Genomic DNA, 21,301 nt, shown 5'->3' with positions numbered 1-21,301 from the left:
GATGAACCTCTCTCGAGCCGACAACCGACATGGCTGATCTGAACAAGCTCCTCGACGAAATCCAAAAGCCCGAAGTCAGCCACGTCGACATGATCAAGCGGCGCAGCAAGGGCACGCTGCAATGGTTTCTGGAGAAGGACCACAGGACGCACCCGATCCACGACAACAACGCGCTGCAATTCTTCATGTGCGGGCAGGAAGGCTTCGCCGCCATCGAGAAAGACATCCTCGCGGCCGGCAGCAGCATCGACCTGGTGCTGTGGGGCTTCGACCCCGGCATGGAGCTGACCCGCAGCCGAACCACCTGGCCGCACGGCACCACCTACGGTGACCTGCTGGTGCGCAAGGCCGGCGAGGGCGTGAAGGTGCGCATGCTGCTGTGGTTCGACAGCCTGGTGGTCAACAAGGCGGCGGGCAACGTGCCGGACTTTCCCGCGTTCTGGGCGCCCACCTCCTTCTCCAAGACCAGCCGGACCACCTGGCCTGAGGGCGCCGATTCCTACGACAACCGTTCCAATTCCGCCTGGGTGCTGACTGACCGCTCCAACTACTGCAAGCAGTGGTGGGAAGACGCGCTGGCCGGGCGCTTCAAGAACCTGGAAGTGCGGCTGCGCCGCGGCAGCCCGCTCGAAATCCACTCCAACCTGGCGCGCTACCTGCCCGACTCGAAGCGCGACCTGAGCGAGGCCGCCAGCATGATCGCGGTGGGCACCCATCACCAGAAGCCGATCCTGATCGACTACGAGCCTGCCGCCGGCGGCAGGCCGCGCAACGTCTGCGGCTACGTGATGGGCCTGAACAGCGTGACCGACTACTGGGACACCACCTCGCACGCCTTCAACGACCCCCGGCGCGAGCTCAGCCCCAACAGCTACACCAATTACGACGAGGTGCGCTGGCACCGCAAGCCATACCGGGACTACGCCATCCGGGTGCAGGGCGAGGCGCTGCACTGCCTGAACCGGAACTTCGTGCAGGGCTGGGACAGCGCGGCCGGTGTGCAGGTGATCCCAGGACCTGCGGGCAGCCTCTTTCCTGCCAACGGGGCGGGAGCGTTCAGCAAAAAGCTGGGCGACCGGCGCCAGTCGATCCAGGCCCGAGACATCCCGCGCCCGTCAGGCTCGCGCTGCCGCGTGCAGATCCAGCGCACCCAGCCGGAATCCGACGACGGCACCATCCTCAAGGGCTACACGCTGGCCAGCGCCAACGCGCTGAACTACATCTATGTGGAGAACCAGTACTTCCAGCTGAGCGAGTGGCCCAGGCTGCTCAAGGACGTGCGCAGGCGCTACCGCCGCGCCATGCAGGAGGCAGGTGCGGCGCCCACCGACATGGCGCCGCTGCACCTGTTCGTGGTGATTCCGCAGCCCGAGCGCGGCCAGATGGTCCCCAGCACCTACGACACGGTCGGCACGCTGGGTGCCGGCGCGCAGATGGGCGAGTACGACAAGAAGGTGCAGGGGGAACGCAAGCGCCGGCAGGCGGGCGCCCGGGGCGGCGGCGGGCTGGTGGGCGCCTCGGCCAACACGGTGCCGGTGGATGCACAGGCGCAGCTGCAGGAACTGGGCATCAAGCCGCTGGTGGCGATGCTGCTGACCTTCGACAGCGCGAACCGGGCGAAGAACATCCGCATCAAGGCGCGCGACAGCGAGGCTCAGGACGCGCAGGCCGGCGTGGAAGAGAAGGCCAGGGGCCACGCCGACGACGTGAACCCCGAGAACCTGAGCGACTTCAACATCACGCCCAGGCGCTACCGGGAGATCTATATCCACAGCAAGCTGATGATCGTGGACGACGTATACCTGACGCTGGGCAGCGCGAACCTCAACGCGCGCAGCATGGCGGCAGACAGCGAACTGAACCTGTGCACGGAGGAGTATGCGTTCACCAAGGCGGCGAGGAAGCGGGTGTGGGGGAATCTGGCGGGGGATGATTTGGATGGGAGGGACTGTACGAGGGAGGAGACAGCGAAAGCGCACAAGGATTGGCTCGATCGGATGAAAAATAATCAGGCCTTGAGAACGGGAGGGAGGCCTTCCGAAGAAGGCAGCTTCATCTATCCCTTTGAGGACCCTCGCGGTGTCCCATTCGTCAAGTTTGCCTAGTCATGCACATCTCCACAACCTGGATGACGCAAGGTATCCGCACAGCGGGAGCGTCAATCTTGTTCGCCGCTGCTCTTCTTCTGACCGGATGTCCCATGCAAGACGACTCCAAAGCCCAGCCTCATCAACCCTTCATGTCGGACAGCAAGCTGCCGCGCTTCACCAGGCTCGACAAGTTCGATCCACACCGCAAGGACTTCGTCTGCAAGCACGAGGCCGCCGCCAATCCGCCCATCACCGCAGAAGCCGAAGCACTGTTTCAGCAGGCGCTGGCGCTCGTGAGCTACGAGATGTGGTCGGAGCACCGCAACTACGCGAAGGCGGCCCAGCTCTACGAGCAGGCAATGAAGCTGGGCCACTGGAAGGCACAGTTCAACTTGGCGGGGCTTTACTTGCAAGGTCTCGGTGTCGAACAGAACCCCGAGAAGGCCGTCGAGCTGACCGAAGACCTGATGCGCAAGGGGGTGCCGGCGGCCTGGGACAACATGGGCACGATGTATATGGGCGGCATTGGATCGCTCAAGCAGGATGCGACGGTGGCGTATGCGTTCTGGCAGAAGGCGGCGGACATGGGAAGCATGGCATCGCAAACGTACATAGGCGCCAAGCTGCTTGGCAATCACGACGAGCCGCCTTCGTTTTGGGGAAATCGTGCGATCGGATTGAAGATGCTCGAATGTGCGTTTGCTCAGGGGTCTGGGCAGGCAGCCTTTGAATTGGGCGTTACTCTAAGTGTCATAGACGAGGACTATCCGCGCGCCCTGCGTGCGCTTCATCAAGGGACAAGATTGGGTAGCGAGAGAAGTGCCAACTACTTACGAGGCGCATTCAGTAGAGGTACTCCATTGGTCAGCGGTACCGTCGACAAGTCGCGCGCAGACCGCTACAACGCTCTTGGCGACGCGCTCTATCACAACCCCGACCTGCGCTTTCCCAATCTCGACAAGGTGCTGCCCCTTCCTCCAGCACCGCTGCCCCAGTGGGACATGAGCGAGCCCAAGAAGCTTATCGATGCCGCCAAGGCCGTGGTGTCTGCCGCTCCTTCCCCATCGCAAGCCCCGGCACCGACATCCCCGCGCACCAGTCAACTCGAAGGTGCCGAGCGAGGCGTTCTTGCCACTCACACGCGTGTGGCCCAGGGCATCGCGCGCGAGGCCGAGTTGCCGACGCCGCGGGTGCGATGCAGCGGCAGTGCGCGCTGCCTCGTCACGGGCATCTGGCAGGCACAGGTCTCTGACGACCACCCGCATGCGGCATCGTTCAACCAGTGGTATCGCCAGTCCTACGTGATGGAGGGGCAACCCTTCCCCGATCCGCGCGAGCAGCATCTGGACATTGATCCGGCGCAGGTCATCTGGACTTGGTGGAACCAGGCCAACCATCTGGGCTTCGCCAGGATTCCTCAAGTCAGCCTGGGCAACCCGCCCGTGGCGGGGTGAACGCGCGGTGATGCAAGGCACCCGCACAGCCGGGGCGGCAACCCTGTTTGCTGCCGCATTCCTTCTGGCGGGATGTCCCATGCAAGACGACTCCAAAGCCCAGCCTCACCAACCCTTCATGTCGGACAGCAAGCTGCCGCGCTTCACCAGGCTCGACAAGTTCGATCCGCACCGCAAAGACTTCGTCTGCAAGCACGAGGCTGCCGCCAATCCGCCCATCACGGCAGAAGCCGAAGCACTGTTCCAGCAGGCGCTGGCGCTGGTGAGCTACGAGAAATGGTCCGAGGATCGCAACTACGCCAAGGCGGCCCAGCTCTACGATCAAGCGATGAAGCTGGGCCACTGGAAAGCGCAGTTCAACCTTGCCGGCTCATACCTGCAAGGTCTGGGAGTTGAGCAAGACCCCGAGAAAGCCATCGAGTTAACCGAAGACCTGATGCGCAAAGGCGTGCCTGCAGCCTGGGACAACATGGGCACGATGTACATGGGCGGCATCGGTTCGCTCAAGCAGGATGCGACCGTGGCTTATGCGTTCTGGCAAAGAGCGGCAGACATGGGGAGCATGGCATCACAGGCATACATCGGAGCCAAGTTGAAGGCCACGCACGATGAACCACCGACTTTCTGGGGAAATCGTCTTATCGGGCTGAAGATGCTTGAGTGCGCGTTCGCCCAAGGCTCAGCGAATGGGGCCTTTGAACTGGCAATCACTCTCGTAGGGACACACTCCGAACTTCAAGAAGATAACAAGCGGGCGCTCAAGATATTTCACGAGGGTGTGAAGCTTGGCAGCCAAAAAAGCGCAGGCTACTTGAGTGCTTCGTTTCGAGGCGGAGAAGCACCAGTACAAGGAGGTCCAGATACGTCAAGAGCTGATCGCTATCACGCCCTCGCCAATGCGCTCTACCACAACCCCGACCTTCTCTTCCCAAATCTCGACAAGGTGCTTCCCCTCCCTCCAGCGCTGCTGCCCCAGTGGGACATGAGCGAGCCGAAGAAGCTCATCGAAGCCGCCAAGGCCGTGGTGCCTTCAGCCTCTTCGCCATCGCAGGCGCCGGCACCCACATCCCAGCGCACCAGTCAGCTCAAAAGTTTCGAGCGAGGCGTTCTTGCCACTCACACGCGCGTGGCCCAAGGCATCGCGCGGGAGGCCGACTTGCCCACACCGCTGGTGCGATGCAGCGGCGCCGCGCGCTGCCTTGTCACGGGCATCTGGCAGGCGCGCGTACCGGACGACCACCCGCATGCGGCATCGTTCAACCAGTGGCATCGCCAGTCCTACGTGATGGAAGGCCAGCCCTTTCCCGATCCGCGCGAGCAGCACCTGGACATCGATCCGGCGCAGGTCATCTGGACCTGGTGGAACCAGGCCAACCCTCTGGGCTTCAGCAGGATTCCGCAGGTCGGCGTGGGCAATCCGCCCGTGGCGGGGTGAACGCACGGTGATGCAAGGCACCCGCACAGCCGGGGCGGCGACCCTGTTTGCCGCTGTACTCCTTCTGGCGGGATGCCCCATGCAAGACGACTCCAAAGCCCAGCCTCACCAACCCTTCATGTCCGACAGCAAGCTGCCGCGCTTCACCAGGCTCGACAAGTTCGATCCGCACCGCAAGGACTTCGCGTGCAAGCACGAGGCTGCCGCCAACCCGCCCATCACGGCAGAAGCCGAAGCACTGTTCCAGCAGGCGCTGGCGCTCGTGAGCTATGAGAAGTGGTCAGAGGACCGCAATTACGCCAAGGCGGCACAGCTCTACGGGCAGGCAATGAAGCTGGGCCATTGGAAGGCGCAGTTCAACCTGGCAGGGCTCTACCTGCAAGGGCTGGGCATTGAGCAAGACCCGGAGAAGGCCATCGAGCTGACCGAAGACCTGATGCGCAAGGGGGTGCCGGCGGCCTGGGACAACATGGGCACGATGTACATGGGCGGCGTTGGATCGCTCAAGCAGGATGCGACGGTGGCGTATGCGTTCTGGCAGAAGGCGGCGGACATGGGAAGCATGGCGTCGCAGACACACATTGGGCAAAAGCTGATTGGTGCCTACAACGATCCGCCATCGTTCTGGGCGAACAGGACAATCTCGCGCAAGATGCTGGAGTGCGCATTCGCACAAGGCTATGGCCCCGCCGCATACGAGCTTGGGGCGGATCTAAACGGCAATGATCCGACCTTGGGTGAGGACTATTCCCGCGCACTCAAGGTGCTGCATGAAGGCGTCAAGTTTGGTAGCGAGAAAAGCGCGAATTACTTACGAGGTGCATTCAGTAGAGGTACTCCATTGGTCAGCGGTACCGTCGACAAGTCGCGCGCAGACCGCTACAACGCTCTTGGCGACGCGCTCTACCACAACCCCGACCTGCGCTTCCCCAACCTCGACAAGGTACTGCCCCTTCCCCCGGCACCGCTGCCCCAGTGGGACATGAGCGAGCCCAAGACGCTCATCGATGCCGCCAAGGCTGTGGTGCCTGCTGCTTCTTCGCCGTCGCAGGCGCCGGCACCATCATCCCAGCGCACCAGCCAGCTCGAAGGTGCCGAGCGCGGCCTGCTGTCCGCTCACACGCGCCTGGACGCGCGGGACTTGACTGCACCGGGTCGGCGATGGAACTGAAGTCCCCGCGCCGCACCGGATGCACGAAGGCTCAGCCAAGCACCCCGAACCGATGCTCGGTCGCGCTGTGGAAGCGCTCCCCCGGCCGCAGCACCGTTGACGGAAATTCCGGCCGGTTCGGCGAGTCGGGGTAATGCTGGGTCTCCAGGCACAGCCCGTCCCCCTGCCGCAGGCTCGCGCCCGCGCTGCCGAAGAGGCTGCCATCGAGGAAATTGCCCGAATAGAACTGCACGCCGGGCTCGCTGGTGTGCACTTCCATGACGCGGCCCGTGGCCTCGTGCTCCAGCCGCGCCGCGAGCGCAAGGCCGTGCTCGGCTTGAGCCCTGTCGAGCACCCAGTTGTGGTCGTAGCCATGCGCAAGCAGCAGCTGATCGTGGCCTTCGCGGATGCGCTCGCCGATGCGGGTCGCGGTGCGGAAGTCGAACGGCGTCGAAGCCACGTCGGCCACGCCGGTCGGGATCAGCGTCGCGTCCACCGGGCAGTAGCGGCTCGCGGGAATCGTCAGGCGGTGGTCCATCACCGAGCCGCTGCCCCCAAGATTGAAGTAGTCGTGATGGCTCAGGTTCAGAACCGTGGGCTTGTCGGTCGTGGCGCTGTAGTCGATGCGCCATGTGTTGGCGGTTGCCGACAGCGTGTAGCGCACTGTCAGCCGCAGCTCGCCGGGGTAGCCCTCTTCGCCATCGGCGCTGGTGTAGCGCAGCTCGATGGCGATGTCGCCGCCGGCCTCCTGCACCGTCACCGGCACGATCTCCCAGAAGCGCGTGCCCAAGCCTTTCGCGCCGCCGTGCAGCGAGTTGACGCCGTCGTTCAGCCCCAGTTGATGCGATGTGCCGTCGAGCGTGAAGCGCCCCGCCGCGATGCGGTTGGCGAAGCGTCCGACGATGGTGCCGAAATGCGGATGCGGCTTGAGGTAGTCGGCGAGCGTGGGCAGGCCCAGCACGATGTTCCCGCTGCGCCCGTGGCGGTCGGGGGCGCGCAACGCGGTGACGATGCCGCCATGATTGATGGCACTCAGGCTCAGGCCGCGGCCGTTGTCGAGGGTGTGTTCGGTGACCGGCCGGCCGTCGGGCATGCGGCCGAACTCGCGCGACGTGATGTTGCTTTTGCTCATGTATTTCCTGCTTGCTGAAGCATCGCCTCGCGCGCGCACTGCGAGGCGGTGCGCAGCGCGATGCTGTCCTTGAGATCGTGGTAGTCGGGCGGCTCCCCCGCGTGCGTGCGCAGCTCGATGCGGTGGCCGGCCTTGGCCACGGCGTCGGCGAAGCGCTCCTGCAGCGCGAAGGGCGTGTTCCTGTCGTCGCGGCTGCCGATCAGCACGATGCGCCGCGCCGGGTCGCGCGCGATGCCGCCCACGTGGTCGAGCGGGTCGTAGAACTGCGCGCTGCCGGTGGTGTCGGTGCGGCCGTCTCTGGAGCGGCCCAGCATGCGTGCGCGCTCAAGCAGCCCGTAGGCGCCCGACGTGAGCACCGCGCAGGCCACGCGCGTGCGGCCGAGCGTGAGCAGCGCGGCGCCCGCGGTGGCGCCGCCGCTGTGGCCGACGATGACGATGCGCTGCAGCTTGTGGCGCTGCATGAGCGCATCGAGCGCAGCATCGAGCGCGTGGAACTCCACCAGCTGGCGGCGTTTGCGGTGATCGCCCGATGAGCCGTACGTGCCGGGCCGCGCCATGAAGATCCACGGCACGCCGGCGCGGTCGCGGCTGCGCTGCGCGTCGAGCGTACGCAGGGGTTCGGTGTTGCCGGGGATGCGCTCGGGCGCCTGGTCCATCACGCCGTCGCGGTCGCCCGAGAACTGCACGATGGCCATGCGCGCACCGTCGATGTCGTCGCTCGCAAAGTAGCGGATGCAGGCCGGCCCCTCGGCAGGCCGCACCCACAGGTAGCCGAGCCGGTCGGGGCAGCTCGCGCGATCGGCGGGCTGGTTCCAGTGCAGCACCTCGTCGTTGCTCGCGACGAAGGGCCGGGGTACGTCGGGGCCGGTGCGCTGCGCGCAGGCCGCCTGCACCAGCGCGAGCAGCACCAGGACACCGCGCATGTACCGCAGCAAGAGGCCCGGCGTCTTCATAGCCGTTGCAGCAGCCCTGGCACGCGGCCGAAGTCGGAGCCGACGCGGTCGCCCTTCACCAGCACGAGGTCGCCGTCGCGCAGGAAACCGCCGAGGTAGCCCGCGAGCTGCGCAGCGTCGTCGAAGTGCGGGCCGAGCAGTTCGGCCGGCACCTCCTCGCGCAGCCAGCGCATCTCGTCGCCGTGCGTCACGAGGTGCTCGATGCCGGATGCCAGCAGCGGTGCGGCCAGGCCGCGGTGCATGGCCTCGGCTTCCCCGTCGAGATTGACGATGCGCCCCAGCACGCCGATCTTGCGCGCCACCGGGCCGCTCTCCGCACGCTGCCAGTTGCGCACGAACTCCATGGCGTTGCGCATCGACATGATCTCCGCGTTCCAGCTGTCGTCGATCAGCGTGGCCTGCACGCCGGCCTGCGTACGCAGTGCGCGCACCTGCATCACCGAGGCCGGCAGGCGCACTTGGGGCATGCGCGCGCAGGCGGCCTCGCCGTCGAAGCCCATGGCGAGCAGGGCCGCGAGCGCAAGCGCCGAATTGCGCACCAGCCCCGCGCTCTCGACCGGGAACAGGTATTCCAGCGTGCGCCCCGGGATCGCGATGCGCACGCGGCAGCCGCCGCGCGCTTCGGGCCGGGTATCGAGCAGGCGCACGTTCGCGTCGGGCCCGCTGCCCACCACCCAGATCGCACCGGCCGTGCACGCGGCGGCATCCACCACCTGCCGCAGGCAGGGAATGTGGTCGGGCACGATCGCCACGCCGCCGGGCTCCAGGCCCAGGAAGATGCGCGACTTGTAGGCGGCGGTGAGCTCCAGCGTCGAGGCCTGCCGGGTCTGCGACAGGCCGATCTCGGTGATGAGGGCCACGTGCGGCCGCGCCACCAGCGAGATCGGGCCGCGGTCCATCCAGAGCCCGCTCTGCGCCATTTCGAGAATGCACACGTCCACGTCGGGCCCGAGGTTGGCCAGCATGGCCGGCACGCCGACGCGCGAGTTGTAGTTGTCGATGGTGGTGTGCACGCGCGCACGCTCGGGCAGCAGGTCGCGCAGCATCGCGATGGTGGACGACTTGCCGACCGTGCCGGTCACGCCCACCACGAAGCCCTTGTAGCGCGCCCGTGCGGCAGCGCCCATGGCCAGCATCGCGGCGATCGGGTCGTCCACCTGCAGCAGCGGAAAGGCCGGGTCGAGCCCGTCGACCGGGTGCGCGACCACGGCGCCGGCCAGCGCAGGGTGCAGGCCGGGCAGTTCGAGGTGACGGTCCCAGTTGTCGGTGCGCGGCTTGCTGTAGTTCTCGTGCGCGGCGAGCGTGCGGTAGTCGGAAGCGATGAAGAGAGAGGGCTTCGGCAGCAGCCCCATGTGGACCGGCCCGCGCACCACCGAGTTGACGGACCATCCGGGCAGCGGCTCGACCAGCCAGTGTCCGCCGGTGATCTGCTGCAGCTGCGCGACGGTCCACACAGGCTCGAGCTCGGAGCCCGCGCCGGGGCGGTCGGCCGCGAGCACGGGCGCGGCGCGCTCGGGCAAGGGCGTCGGAAAATCAGGCACGCGCAGGCCGCACCACAGCGGGAGCCGGCGCGCTGGCGGCAGCTCGGGCGCGTCGCCGCGCACGCGCACTTCGAGCTGCAGCACGTCGCTTTCCAGCAGGCCGGCGCGCGGCGCACGCAGGCCGTAGCGGTCGCGGTAGATGCGGCCGGGCTCCCAGCGGCTGGTGGGCCACATCCAGTCGCAGGGGTCGTGCTCCATGCCCTCGCCCCATGGCGGCATGCGGGTGCTGCGCATCGGCAACGCGCGAAATTGCACGCGCAGGTCGGCCGCGAGGGGTGCATCGACGGTCCAGAACGATTCGACCCACAGCAGCCGGCGCCCGACGATCTGCCGAGGCGCGCAGCGAACGCCCACCAGGCGCAGCGGGCCGATCTGCAGCGGCGTGATGCGCGCGTCGCCAGGCACCGCGTCGGCCAGCCACTCGGGCCGCGGTGCAGGCACAGCACCGACGAGGGGCGCCGGCCGCGCAACCGGCGCAACCGCGGAAGCCGGTTCGGGCCGGAAGGCGGGCCGCTCGGGCGGCGACAGCCGCACCGCGCAACGGCCTCCGGCCGCCGGGACCATCTCGGTGCCGAGCGCGCGGCATTGCGCGGCGAAGCGTTCGCTCAGTGCCTGCGCCTCGTCGCCCGCGAGCTGCCGCGAGAAGCCGAAGCCGACGCCGATGGGCGTGAACATCACTTCCTCGACGCCGCGCGGGCCCAGCGTCAGCGAGAACACGCCCGAATCCCCGAAGTCGTTGCGCACCGAATCGAACAGCAGGTCGCCGGCGTCGTGCAGGATCGGCCGGCCGCGGTAGATCTCGATGCCCTGCAGCACATGCGCCGAGGTGCCGAGGATCGCGTCCGCCCCGGCATCGACGATGGCATGGCCGACGGCGATCTCGGCCTGCGTCGGTTGGGTCTCCAGGTTGTCGCCCCAGTGCACCGCCACGAGCACCACGTCGGCCTCGCGGCGCGCGGCCTCTATGCGCGGTGCGAGCGTGGCGGTCCAGGCGGCCGGGTCGCCCAGCGGCAGCCAGGCAGCGCCCGCGCGTGCGGCAGTGGCAGCAAAGCGGGACTGCGTGGCGTCGAGCGAGAACAGCGCCACGCGCACGCCACCCGCGCGCCGGAACGCGGGCCGCAGCGCGGCCTCCGGCGTGCGGCCGGTGCCGGCATGGGCGATGCCCGCAGCATCCAGCAGGCCGTGCTGCTCCATGAGCGCATCGGGGCCGTAATCGCCGCTGTGGTTGTTGGCGGTGGCGACCATGCCGATGCCGGCCTCGGTCAGCACCGCGAGCATTTCGGGGCGGGCGCGGTAGTAGTAGGGAGCGGACTCGCCCTTGTCGACGCCCTGCTCGCCGCTGGCGGCGACCACGCATTCGAGGTTCACGATGCGCAGGTCGGCCTCGCGCAGCGCGGCGATGCCGCCGAGCATCCTGTGCGCGCCGCCGAGTTCGTGCAGCCGGTAGTGCTGGCGGCGCGCGAGGTTGACGTCGCCGCCCCAGGCGACGACGCCGGTCGCCGCCTTTGCCTGCTGCAGCGCCTCGCCCGCCTTCAGCATCCGGTGGTACGCCACATAGCCCGAGAGGTAGTGCTCCACGTCGTCGATGCGCACGCGGAAGCTGTGGTGCTTGATGAAGAACGAGCCCGCGATGCGCGCCGGGTTGCGGAAGAACATCGCCAGCTCGGGCCAGAAATGGCCGTTGGCGAGATAGCGCGCGCGGTACGCCAGCGCGCGGTCGAACTTGTCGCGGTCGAGCTCCACCAGCAGCGGGCGCAATGCGGGGTCGGCCTCCAGCCGCAGCACCATGTCGCGCGCGGCCATCATCAGTTCGAGCAGCGTGGGAAAGGTGGTGATGCGCTCCAGCACGAAGTCGAGGTACCCCGCCACGTTCTGCAGGCCGAACCGGTAGTAGCGCGTCTCGGGCCTGTAGCGCGTGAGTTCGTTGACGCAGTAGCTCAGCCAGTGGTCGTGCGCGCGCCAGTGCTCGGCGGCAATGAAATGCTCGAAGGCTTTCTCGACGACCGCGAGCCAGCGCGCGTCGCGCGTGAGCCCGTACAGGCGCATCAGGCCGAAGGCGGCTTCGCCGTCGTAGTAAATGACGCGGAACCGGTCCTTGACGTCGAGCGCGGGCGCGTTGAGCACGTGCACGAAGCTGCCGGTCTGCGGGTCCTGCATGTGGCGGATGCCGAGCGCGAGCTGCTCCAGCAGCGGCAGGTATTGCGGGTCGCCCGTGAGCTCGGTGTACTTGACCAGCGCGAGCAGGCACACGGCATTGCCGCCGAGCTTGATCTCGCTGCCGATGTCCAGCAGGTAGGCGGCGCGCGTGCCGTCCGGCAACTTGGCCTGGCGGATCAGCGTGCCGGTCAGGAAGGCCAGCGAGCGGTCGATGGCCGCCTTGAGCGCGTCGCTGCGCGTGAGCTCCCACGCCTCCAGCATTGCGTAGGTGGAGCTGGCATGGCGCAGCGTGTTGTAGGTGGGAATGGGGCGGTCGAAGCAGGGAAACCAGCCGTAGTGGAACTCGCCTGTGGGCTTGACCTGCTCGGCCAGGTAGTTGCCGGCGGCGTCGATCAGCGCGTGGACCTGCGGCGCGTTCCATTCGCGCAGCTCGCGGAATCCGGCCGCCTGCCCTTCGGCGGCGAGGGGCCAGGCACCCTCGGCGTCCACGTACACGGCCCGCGTGGTGAAGCACCAGACCCGCGCCGCGTCGTCCGCGGGAAAGTCGATCTCGCGGCCGAAGCGCCGCTTGCAGTGCAGGCGCAGGTTGCCCGTATTGGGTTCGGCATGCTCCACGTCGCCGTTGTAGAGGATCGCGCTGCCGAGCATTTCCTGCGCGAGCAGCGCGACTTCGAAGCGCGCATCGAAGGCGATGCCCTCGTTGAAGTAGTTGCGCTTGGTCTGCGCCAACTTCGCTTTCAGCGCGCCCCAGCTCATGGGCTCGACCTTGTCGACCACCTCGGCGCGCAGGCGCTGCGCTGCCTGGCCGGTGCGCTTCGCTTGCTCGGCGGCGGCACGCCATGCGGCGTCGAAGTCGGCGCCCCGGCCCGAAGCGACGCGGGCCCGGCTGCTGTCTTCGCCGACGGCCAGGAACACCACGCAGCCCGCCTCGTTGGTGGCAGTCGATGGCACGGGCAGCGCGCCCGCCGTATCCGCCAGGGCCTGCCGGGCGCGGCTCAGCAGATCGGCGAGAGGATTGGAGGCGGGCAGGGCAGCGATTTCAGCGTTCATGGAGAGCGGAGCGTTGCGGCGGCGGGGATGGTACCCCGCGGCAATGCTTTGCGCCGCGTCGGGTGCGTTTCGGAGGTGCGTGCACAGGGCACCCCGTCGGCGCGAGCGCGCCCCGAACGAGAGGCATCGTTTCAGCCCCAGGCCTCCATCACCGCGCTGCGCACCGCCTCCACCGCCACGGGACGTTTGCCCTCCCCCCGTGCAACCCAGCACAGCCACGTATGCGACCGCCAGCCGTTCCATATCGCAAGCTCGCCGTTGCGCTCGCCCTGCTCGGCCTGGTCGAGCCGCATCAGCCCCGCGCCCATGCCGCTCGCTACCATGCTGCGGATGGCGCTCTCGCCGTCGGCCGTGCGGCCCTGGCGGTATTCGCGGCCCGCGCCGGCGAACAGTTTTTCCAGATGCACGCGCAGGATGCATGAAGGCGGCGTGCCTACCCACGGCATGTTCGTGAGCTGGTCGAGCGACAGGCCGGGGTGCGCCTCGGCGACGGGCAACGGCAGGGCCACGACGAGATCGACCGCACCGAGGCGGCGCAGTTCCAGTCCTTCGATCTGCTCGCTGTCGCTGAGCACGTAGGCGCAATCAAGGTCGCCGCGCTGCACGGCGGAAAGCGTTTCGTACGACAGCCCCTGCCTCAGCTGCAGCGCAACCTGCGGATGGCGTTCCGCCAGCTTCACCAGCACCTCGCCGAGCCGCAGCGCCACGGGATCGACCACCGTGCCGAAACGCACCACGCCCTGCGCGGCGCCGCGCAGCTGATCGGCCGCCGAGCGCATGCGCGTGGCGGAGGCCAGCGTGCGTTCGGCCTCTTCGAGCAGGCTGAGGCCGGCCTCGGTGGGTGACATGCCGCGCGGCGTGCGCTCAAACAGCTTCACGCCGAGTTCGTCTTCCAGCGCCTTGAGTTGCGCGCTGACCGCCGGCGCGCTGGTGAACACGCGCTCGGCGGCGCGGGTCAGACTGCCTTCCTTCGCGATGGCGACGAAGGTCTTGAGTTGATAGAGCTCCATGGCGATGGATTGTGAGCTTCAGGGCCGGATCGGTCCGTTCGTTTTTCTGGAGCCCCCTGTCCAAAGAAGCGAATGGCAATGGCGGCCTCCAGCACCGATTCTTGGGGCATCGATCATTGCAAGAAGAGGCTCCCCCATGTTCCAACGCCAACGCCTGGGCGGCATCGCCGCGCTGCTGCTCGCCACCTCCGGGTGGGGCTCCCTGTTCCTTGTGAGCAAGGGCGTGCTGCACCATGTCGAACCGGTGTGGTTCACGCTGATCCGCTACACCCTGTCGGCGCTGCTGTTCGTACTGCTGATCCTGCCGCGCGGCGCGGCGCCCTGGCGCAAGCTGCGCAGCGGCCGGCTTCGGCGTGTTCAGCGTGATGCTGCTGGTCGGCCTTGCGCACTCGGTGCCTTCGCACGGCGCGGTGATCATCGCCACCACGCCCATGACCGCGCAGCTGGTGCGCTGGGCGCTCGACGGCGTGCGTCCGTCGCGAGCGACCTTGCTGACCAGCGCGCTGGCGCTGGCGGGCGTGGCGATCGTGTCGGGCCTGCTGTTCGGCGCGGGTGCGTCCGCCGGGTCGACGACGCTCTTCGGCGACGCCATCGCGTTCGCCGGCACGCTGGGCTGGGTCTGGTACACGCGCGGCGCCACGCGCTTTCCCGGACTCGACGTGATCGAGTACACCGCGCTCACGGTGCTGGCCTCGTGGCCCGTGCTGCTGGCCGCGGCAATCGGGGCCGCTGTGCTGGGCTGGTCGGCAGTGCCCAGCCTGGAAGGCCTGCGCCTGTCCTGGCAGGCCCTGTTCTTCGTGGGCGTGGTGCCTTCGGCCATCTCGGTGCTGGCTTTCAACTACGGCGTGCGCACGCTCGGGGCCGTCACGGGCACGGCGTTCCTGAACTTCGTGCCGGTGTCGGCGCTGCTGATGAGCGCGGCGCTGGGCAGGCTGCCTACGGTGAACGAGGCCGTGGGCATGGCGATGGTGGTGGTGGCGCTGCTGCTCCATACGGCGTCGAACCGCAAGGCTTCCGCGGCAAAGGCGGCGCAGGTCACACCGGCGCCGCAGACCTACCGCACCTGCGGAGCCGCCGCGCCATGATCACTGCCAGGGCCCTGTTCGATCAGCTCGCGATAGAAGAAGGTGGTGGCGCACAGCCCGCCCTGCGGCAACAGGGCAAAGCCGGGAATCGCGCCCACCCGCGTCCACCCCACGCGCGCATAGAGCCGCTCGGCTTCGGCGCTGGAGGTGTCGAGCACCAGCAGCGTCTTGCCGTGCTCGCGCGCCACCTGTTCGGCCGCCTGCATCAGCAGCGCGCCGATGCCCTTGCGGCGTGCGCGGCGGTGCACGAGCATCTTGGACACCTCGGCGCGGTGCGGCTGGTTCTCGGGCTGGGCCAGCACGAGCTGCACCGTGCCCACGATGCCTTCGGCGTCCTCGGCCACCAGCAACGCGCGTTCGCCGCGCGCCACACCGTCGGCCACGTGGCGCCAGAAGGCCTGGGCGCGCTCTTCGGCCAGCGGCTGCATGAAGCTCACCGATGCGCCGCCATCGACGCAATCGGCCAGCACGGCGGCAAGGCCCTGCAGCTGCGTGCCGGTGACGGTGGACAGCAGGCGGATGCGCGGCGCATCGGCAGTGAGGGTCGGCATGTTCATCTCCAGGAAAAGGGCGCGGTAGCGATCACGACGGCGTAGCGGGTGGTCTTGCGCGAGGGGTTGTAGTAGCTCATGGGACGGTCGAGCACCATCGCCAGGCAGTCGCCGGTTTCGAGCCGGTGGCGCTCGTCGCCCAGCGTGAGTTCGATGACGCCGTCGAGCACCCACACCTGCTGGTGAATCAGGGGTTCGCGCGCCGCTGTTTCATAGGCCACGCGGGCCTTGGACGGGAACATCACTTCGACGATCTGGATGGGCGATGCGAAACCGTCGGGCGACACGTTGCGCCGCACATAGCCGGAGTGCGGGTCGCGCCACTGCAGTTGGCCGGCCAGGCGCGCCACCGGATCGGCGGCGGGCGCGGGCGCCTCGAACAGCGAAGCCAGCGACACGCCGAGACCGGTTGCGAGCTTCTCGAGCAGCACGGCGGTGGGGCTGCTTTCGCCGCGCTCAATCAGCGAGATCATCGAGCGGCTCACCCCGCAGTGCGTGGCCAGCGCATCGAGCGAGAGGCCTCGGGCCGCGCGCAGGTCGCGCACGCGCTGGGCGATGCGGTCATTGAGGCCGGACGGGGCTTCCGTTTCGGCCGACTCCTTGATTTCCTTCATACTGGATTAAATGTCCACCATAAAGGAAATCGCGTCAAGCCCGCCGGCAGGCTGCTCCGATCAGCGAGAAGGGCCGACCAGCGCGGCGCGTGCCGCCTCGGAGGGAAACACGCAGGCCACGTCGTGCGCGCAGCCCGGCACTACCACGACCTCCCGGCGCTTGTCCGGCGCAAGCAGCTTGCGGTCGTACTGCGCATAGGCCAGGCCGCGCTGCATGCGAAACGAGCCTTGCGCAAGCGCCGCGCAGGACTTGTCGAGCACGCGGTATGCCGTGCCCTTCGCGTCGTTGCTGTCCAGCGCGCCTTCGAGATAGCTGATGTCGGCCTGCACGTACTGCTGGCGCGCCTGCGCGGCTGTGCGCCCGAAGTAGGCGGGCAGGCCGTCGGTGCCGTATTTCCAGCGGTTCATCTGCGGGCACGCGGATGCGTCAGGCACGGAGAAGCCGGTCACGGAGGCGCCGTCAGGCGAGAGCTGCGGACGCACCGGATCGAAGTAGAGCCAGGTGCTCGGATCGGCCACCACGTAGCGCATCGCCGGATTGCCCGCCGCCGTGCCGTCGTGCTGCGTGAAGGCGATGTAGCGCTGCACGAACTGTCCGCCCGCCGAGAAACCCGCGACGGTGATGGTGCGCAGGCTGGGCCAGCGCAGCGCGATGTCGGCCACCAGCGCGTCCATCACCGCGAAGGACCCGATGCGGCTGCCCGAGGCCGAGCGCGCGCCTTCGAGCCAGGAGCCGCAGGTCCACAGCAGGTCGCCGGGCTGCGCGACGGGCACGCCCACCGTGTTGCAGCGTCCGGCCACCGCCTTGTCGGCCGCGACCTGGAAGAGCGGCGCGATCACCAGCGTGTCGCCGAGCGCATCGGCGTTGCGAAGGGTGCTCAGCGCTGCCTCGAATGTCTTGTTGGCGTCGCGCGAATGGCCGTGCATGGCGATCAGCGCTTTCGTCGGCCCGGCGGTGGCGCCTGTCGCCGGTGCATCGGGATCGAGCGAGGAGTAGTAGTGCAGCGCGCCTCCGGATCCTGGCGGTGTGAAGCTGCGGAAGCATCCAGCGGCGGCCGAATTCAAACAGGTGGAGGCATCGGCCGTTGCCGCATGCGTCGGCCAGGGCGCGATGCACGCGGCCGCGAGGGCCAAGGAAAAGAACCATCTGTAGCTGAGCATGTTCGTGCGACTCCCGGGATGGAACGGAACGCGGATTCTCTGCCCACCGCCCCCGACGAACCTGACTTGTCCGCTGCTTTACATAGCGTTTTACTCTATCGAAGCGCCGTTCTTTGAACACAAATTCGGCATCGGGACGCGGATCATCCAACAATTCCCAGCACAAACCTCCCATGAGCCCCGACCCTCTGCCCTCTTCCTTCACGGCATTCGCCGACGGACTGCCGCCCGATCCCTCGCCGCTGCGCGCCCTCATCACAGCGGCCTGTCGCCGCCCCGAACCGCAGGCACTGCCACCGCTGCTCGCGCAGGCCCGGCTGCCCAAAGGCCAGGCAGAGGAAGCACAGGAACTCGCCCACCGCGTCGCGCAGCAATTGCGCGACCGCAAGAACGCAGGCGGCCGCGCCGGCCTCGTGCAGGGCCTGCTGCAGGAATACGCGCTGTCGTCGCAGGAAGGCGTGGCGCTGATGTGCCTGGCCGAGGCGCTGCTGCGCATTCCCGATGCCGAGACGCGCAACGCGCTGATCCGCGACAAGATCGCGCACGGCCAGTGGCAATCGCATGCGGGCCGCAGCCCTTCGGTGTTCGTCAACGCCGCGACCTGGGGCCTGCTGCTGACGGGCAAGCTCGTGGCCACGCACAGCGAAACCAGCCTGTCGGCCGTGCTCACGCGCCTGATCGGCAAGGGCGGAGAGCCGCTGATCCGCAAGGGCGTGGACATGGCGATGCGCATGATGGGCGAGCAGTTCGTCACCGGCGAAACCATCGCACAGGCGCTCGGCAATGCGCGCGAGCTGGAGGCCGAGGGCTTTCGCTATTCGTACGACATGCTCGGCGAAGCGGCGCTCACCATGGAAGACGCGAAGCGCTACCGCGTGGCCTACGAAGAGGCGATCCACGCGATCGGCAAGGCCTCGAACCACCGCGGCGTGTATGAAGGGCCGGGCATCTCGATCAAGCTCTCTGCGCTGCACCCGCGCTACAGCCGTGCGCAGTACGCGCGTGTGATGGCCGAGCTGTATCCGGTGCTGCGCGAGCTCGCGCTGCTGGCGCAGCAGTACGACATCGGCCTGAACATCGACGCCGAGGAAGCCGACCGCCTCGAACTCTCGCTCGACCTGCTGGAGCGGCTGTGCTTCGAGCCGGCGCTCGCGGGCTGGAACGGCATCGGCTTCGTGATCCAGGCGTACCAGAAGCGCTGCCCGTTCGTGATCGACTTCGTGGTCGATCTCGCGCGCCGCAGCCGGCACCGGCTGATGGTGCGCCTGGTGAAAGGCGCCTACTGGGACAGCGAGATCAAGCGCGCGCAGATCGACGGGCTCGGCGGCTACCCGGTCTACACGCGCAAGGCCTACACCGACGTGTCGTACCTCGCCTGCGCGCGCAAGCTGCTCGATGCGCCCGATGCCGTCTACCCGCAGTTCGCGACCCACAACGCCCACACGCTGGCCGCGATCTACACGATGGCGGAGCCGTCGCGCTATCAGCCGGGGCAATACGAGTTCCAGTGCCTGCACGGCATGGGCGAGCCGCTGTACGAACAGGTGGTCGGCCCGCTCGGGCGGCCGTGCCGCATCTACGCGCCGGTGGGCACGCACGAGACGCTGCTGGCCTACCTGGTGCGCCGCCTGCTGGAGAACGGTGCCAATACCTCGTTCGTGAACCGCATCGCGGACCCGGCGATCCCGCTCGACGCGCTGGTGGAAGACCCGGTCGCCACGGTCGAGCGCATGGCTGCGCAGGAAGGCACGATGGGCCTGCCGCATCCGGCCATTGCGCTGCCCGCGGCGCTGTACGGCCAGCAGCGCGCCAACTCGCAAGGGCTCGACCTCGCAAACGACGACAGCCTTCGCGCACTGGGCCATGCGCTGGCCGGCAGCGCCCTTGAAAACTGGCACGCGGCGCCGATGCTCGCGCAAGCCGTGCCGCACGGCGAGGCGGCCGACGTCGCCAATCCCGCCGATCATCGCGACATCGTCGGACAGGTGCAGGAAGCCACGCTGGCCGACGTCGAATCGGCCATTGCCCAGGCCCATGGCATCGCTCCGGCATGGGCCGCCACGCCACCCGCCGAACGCGCCGCCCTGCTCGAACGCGCCGCCGGCAAGCTCGAGGAAGGCATGCCCCGGCTGCTCGGCCTGCTGACGCGCGAGGCCGGAAAAACGTTCGCCAACGCCATCGCCGAAGTGCGCGAGGCTGTCGACTTCCTGCGCTACTACGCGGCGCAGGCACGCAGCGACTTCTCGAACGACACGCACCGCGCGCTCGGCCCGATGGTCTGCATCAGCCCGTGGAACTTTCCGCTGGCGATCTTCACCGGCCAGGTGGCGGCCGCGCTCGCGGCGGGCAATCCGGTGCTGGCCAAGCCAGCCGAGCAGACACCGCTCGTCGCGGCCGAGGCGGTGCGCGTGCTGTGGGAGGCCGGCGTGCCGCGCGCCGCGGTGCAGCTGCTGCCCGGCCGGGGCGAAACCGTCGGCGCCGCGCTGGTGGCGGACGCGCGCGTTCAGGGCGTGATGTTCACCGGCTCGACGGAGGTGGCGCGCATCCTGCAGAAGACGCTCTCGCAGCGGCTGGGCGCGCATGGCGCCCCCGTGCCGCTCATCGCGGAGACCGGCGGGCAGAACGCGATGATCGTCGACTCGTCGGCGCTCGTGGAGCAGGTGGTCGCGGACGTGATGGCCTCGGCCTTCGACAGCGCCGGACAACGCTGCTCCGCGCTGCGCGTGCTGTGCGTGCAGGAGGAAGCGGCCGACCGGCTCGTCGAGATGCTCAAGGGCGCGATGGCCGAGGCCTGCATCGGCAACCCCGCGCGGCTGGCCGTCGACGTCGGCCCGGTGATCGACGCCGAGGCGCGCGACGGCATCGAGCGCCACATCGCGGCCATGCGCTCGAAGGGCCGCAAGGTCTTCCGCCAGGCCCGCGAATACGCGCACGACACGCGCAACGGCACCTACGTGGTGCCCACGCTGATCGAGCTCGACAGCATCGCGGAGCTACAGCGCGAGGTGTTCGGGCCGGTGCTGCACCTCGTGCGCTACCGCCGCCGCGACCTGGGTGCGCTGGTCGGGCAGATCAACGGCACGGGCTACGGGCTGACGCTGGGCGTGCACACGCGCATCGACGAAACCATCGCGCAGATCGTGGAGAACGCCAAGGCGGGCAACGTCTATGTGAACCGCAACATCGTCGGCGCGGTGGTGGGCGTGCAGCCGTTCGGCGGCGAGGGCCTGTCGGGCACCGGGCCGAAGGCCGGCGGGCCGCTGTACATGCTGCGCATGCTGTCGGCGCGGCCCGACGATGCGATGGCGCGCGCGGTGGCGGATGCCGCTTCGGCGCCGCAGGCCGGACTGTCGGCGCTGTCGCGCTGGGCGCAAGCCACCGGCCGCCCCGCGCTGGCGGCGCAATGCGCGCGCTTTGCCGCGCAGTCGCGCTCGGGCAGTTCGCGCACGTTGGCCGGCCCGACCGGCGAGCGCAACGTCTACACGCTGGCGCCGCGCGAAGCGGTGCTGTGCCTGGTCGACCCGGGTGCGGATGCAGAAGCGGACCGGCTGGCGCAGCTGGCCGCCGTGCTGTCGGTCGGCAGCACCGCGATCTGGCCCGCCGACGCCGCCGCGCAGGGCCTTCGCGCTTCGCTGCCGGCCGAAGTGCAGCAGTGCGTGGCCATCGCGAACGACTGGGCGTCCGACACAGTGGTGTTCGACGTCGCGCTGCGCCACGGCAGCGCGCAAGGCCTGCCGGGCGTGATGCAGCGCATCGCGGCGCGCCCGGGCCCGATCGTCGGCGTACGCGCCTTCGCGACCGGCGACGCGGACATACCGCTCGAAAGCCTCGTGGTGGAGCGCGCACTCAGCATCAACACGGCTGCGGCGGGAGGCAACGCGAGCCTGATGACGATCGGCTGAACGCGCGCCGCCGACA

At 68.3% G+C, this 21,301-nt stretch carries 13 protein-coding genes; 6 read left to right on the top strand and 7 right to left on the bottom strand.

Annotation, left to right across the window (positions count from 1 at the left end; genetic code table 11):
* The first annotated feature begins 29 nt into the window (after nt 1–29).
* The 4 genes from ACEN9N_RS00775 to ACEN9N_RS00760 all read left to right on the top strand — a co-directional run bounded on the left by ACEN9N_RS00775 (nt 30) and on the right by ACEN9N_RS00760 (nt 6,150).
* Nucleotides 30–2,105 carry a phospholipase D-like domain-containing protein gene (locus ACEN9N_RS00775; RefSeq protein WP_495655167.1) on the top strand — a complete coding sequence of 692 codons (2,076 nt, stop codon included), beginning with the start codon at nt 30–32 and terminating at the stop codon, nt 2,103–2,105.
* Nucleotides 2,106–2,239: 134 nt separating this feature from the next.
* Nucleotides 2,240–3,544, top strand: a complete 1,305-nt coding sequence (locus ACEN9N_RS00770; RefSeq protein ID WP_495656436.1) for a tetratricopeptide repeat protein — start codon at nt 2,240–2,242, stop codon at nt 3,542–3,544.
* A 118-nt stretch (nt 3,545–3,662) separates the two neighbouring features.
* Entirely contained in the window at nt 3,663–4,979 is a 1,317-nt protein-coding gene (locus ACEN9N_RS00765; RefSeq protein ID WP_495656435.1) for a tetratricopeptide repeat protein, read from the top strand.
* Between the two features lie 79 nt (nt 4,980–5,058).
* Complete coding sequence (locus ACEN9N_RS00760; RefSeq protein WP_495655166.1) at nt 5,059–6,150, top strand: tetratricopeptide repeat protein; 1,092 nt, start codon at nt 5,059–5,061, stop codon at nt 6,148–6,150.
* A gap of 31 nt (nt 6,151–6,181) precedes the next feature.
* On the opposite strand, the gene ACEN9N_RS00755 is transcribed toward ACEN9N_RS00760, so the two are convergent.
* The 4 genes from ACEN9N_RS00755 to ACEN9N_RS00740 form a co-directional block, all read right to left on the bottom strand.
* Nucleotides 6,182–7,261 (bottom strand): aldose epimerase family protein, encoded by a 1,080-nt coding sequence (locus ACEN9N_RS00755; RefSeq protein ID WP_495655165.1) that lies wholly within the window; start codon nt 7,259–7,261, stop codon nt 6,182–6,184.
* Nucleotides 7,258–8,214: an alpha/beta hydrolase family protein gene (locus ACEN9N_RS00750; RefSeq protein WP_495655164.1), complete on the bottom strand. Its 957-nt coding sequence runs from the start codon at nt 8,212–8,214 to the stop codon at nt 7,258–7,260. The genes ACEN9N_RS00755 and ACEN9N_RS00750 overlap by 4 nt, the downstream gene beginning before the upstream one ends.
* Nucleotides 8,211–12,962, bottom strand: a complete 4,752-nt coding sequence (locus tag ACEN9N_RS00745; RefSeq protein ID WP_495655163.1) for a CapA family protein — start codon at nt 12,960–12,962, stop codon at nt 8,211–8,213. The genes ACEN9N_RS00750 and ACEN9N_RS00745 overlap by 4 nt, the downstream gene beginning before the upstream one ends.
* 131 nt (nt 12,963–13,093) lie before the next feature.
* Nucleotides 13,094–13,972: a LysR family transcriptional regulator gene (locus ACEN9N_RS00740; RefSeq protein ID WP_007836542.1), complete on the bottom strand. Its 879-nt coding sequence runs from the start codon at nt 13,970–13,972 to the stop codon at nt 13,094–13,096.
* 353 nt (nt 13,973–14,325) lie between these two features.
* Between ACEN9N_RS00740 and ACEN9N_RS00735 the strand changes: the two genes are divergently transcribed.
* Nucleotides 14,326–15,057: a DMT family transporter gene (locus ACEN9N_RS00735; RefSeq protein ID WP_495655162.1), complete on the top strand. Its 732-nt coding sequence runs from the start codon at nt 14,326–14,328 to the stop codon at nt 15,055–15,057.
* On the opposite strand, the gene ACEN9N_RS00730 is transcribed toward ACEN9N_RS00735, so the two are convergent.
* The 3 genes from ACEN9N_RS00730 to ACEN9N_RS00720 are packed head-to-tail and all read right to left on the bottom strand — an operon-like array spanning nt 15,027 to nt 17,383.
* Nucleotides 15,027–15,614 (bottom strand): GNAT family N-acetyltransferase, encoded by a 588-nt coding sequence (locus ACEN9N_RS00730; RefSeq protein WP_495655161.1) that lies wholly within the window; start codon nt 15,612–15,614, stop codon nt 15,027–15,029. The genes ACEN9N_RS00735 and ACEN9N_RS00730 overlap by 31 nt on opposite strands.
* Nucleotides 15,611–16,222 carry a helix-turn-helix domain-containing protein gene (locus ACEN9N_RS00725; protein ID WP_478179869.1) on the bottom strand — a complete coding sequence of 204 codons (612 nt, stop codon included), beginning with the start codon at nt 16,220–16,222 and terminating at the stop codon, nt 15,611–15,613. The genes ACEN9N_RS00730 and ACEN9N_RS00725 overlap by 4 nt, the downstream gene beginning before the upstream one ends.
* A 60-nt stretch (nt 16,223–16,282) precedes the next feature.
* Nucleotides 16,283–17,383 carry a hypothetical protein gene (locus ACEN9N_RS00720; RefSeq protein ID WP_495655160.1) on the bottom strand — a complete coding sequence of 367 codons (1,101 nt, stop codon included), beginning with the start codon at nt 17,381–17,383 and terminating at the stop codon, nt 16,283–16,285.
* Nucleotides 17,384–17,556: 173 nt separating this feature from the next.
* On the opposite strand from ACEN9N_RS00720, the gene putA reads away from it, so the two are divergent.
* The gene (gene putA / locus ACEN9N_RS00715) at nt 17,557–21,285 is read left to right on the top strand and encodes a trifunctional transcriptional regulator/proline dehydrogenase/L-glutamate gamma-semialdehyde dehydrogenase (protein ID WP_495655159.1); all 3,729 of its coding nucleotides are present in this window, start codon (nt 17,557–17,559) and stop codon (nt 21,283–21,285) included.
* Nucleotides 21,286–21,301 lie beyond the last annotated feature (16 nt).

Source organism: Variovorax sp. Varisp46, assembly GCF_059491885.1.
The sequence above is the reverse complement of the archived record's forward strand: the minus strand, read 5'-3'. Positions and strand labels throughout refer to the sequence as shown.

Coding starts and splice junctions, on each gene's coding strand:
- ACEN9N_RS00740 (WP_007836542.1), bottom strand. CDS start 13,972: ATGGAGCTCTATCAACTCAAGACCTTCGTCGCCATCGCGAAGGAAGGC.
- ACEN9N_RS00750 (WP_495655164.1), bottom strand. CDS start 8,214: ATGAAGACGCCGGGCCTCTTGCTGCGGTACATGCGCGGTGTCCTGGTG.
- ACEN9N_RS00765 (WP_495656435.1), top strand. CDS start 3,663: ATGTCGGACAGCAAGCTGCCGCGCTTCACCAGGCTCGACAAGTTCGAT.
- ACEN9N_RS00760 (WP_495655166.1), top strand. CDS start 5,059: ATGCAAGACGACTCCAAAGCCCAGCCTCACCAACCCTTCATGTCCGAC.
- putA (WP_495655159.1), top strand. CDS start 17,557: ATGAGCCCCGACCCTCTGCCCTCTTCCTTCACGGCATTCGCCGACGGA.
- ACEN9N_RS00775 (WP_495655167.1), top strand. CDS start 30: ATGGCTGATCTGAACAAGCTCCTCGACGAAATCCAAAAGCCCGAAGTC.
- ACEN9N_RS00755 (WP_495655165.1), bottom strand. CDS start 7,261: ATGAGCAAAAGCAACATCACGTCGCGCGAGTTCGGCCGCATGCCCGAC.
- ACEN9N_RS00730 (WP_495655161.1), bottom strand. CDS start 15,614: ATGAACATGCCGACCCTCACTGCCGATGCGCCGCGCATCCGCCTGCTG.
- ACEN9N_RS00770 (WP_495656436.1), top strand. CDS start 2,240: ATGTCGGACAGCAAGCTGCCGCGCTTCACCAGGCTCGACAAGTTCGAT.
- ACEN9N_RS00720 (WP_495655160.1), bottom strand. CDS start 17,383: ATGCTCAGCTACAGATGGTTCTTTTCCTTGGCCCTCGCGGCCGCGTGC.
- ACEN9N_RS00745 (WP_495655163.1), bottom strand. CDS start 12,962: ATGAACGCTGAAATCGCTGCCCTGCCCGCCTCCAATCCTCTCGCCGAT.
- ACEN9N_RS00725 (WP_478179869.1), bottom strand. CDS start 16,222: ATGAAGGAAATCAAGGAGTCGGCCGAAACGGAAGCCCCGTCCGGCCTC.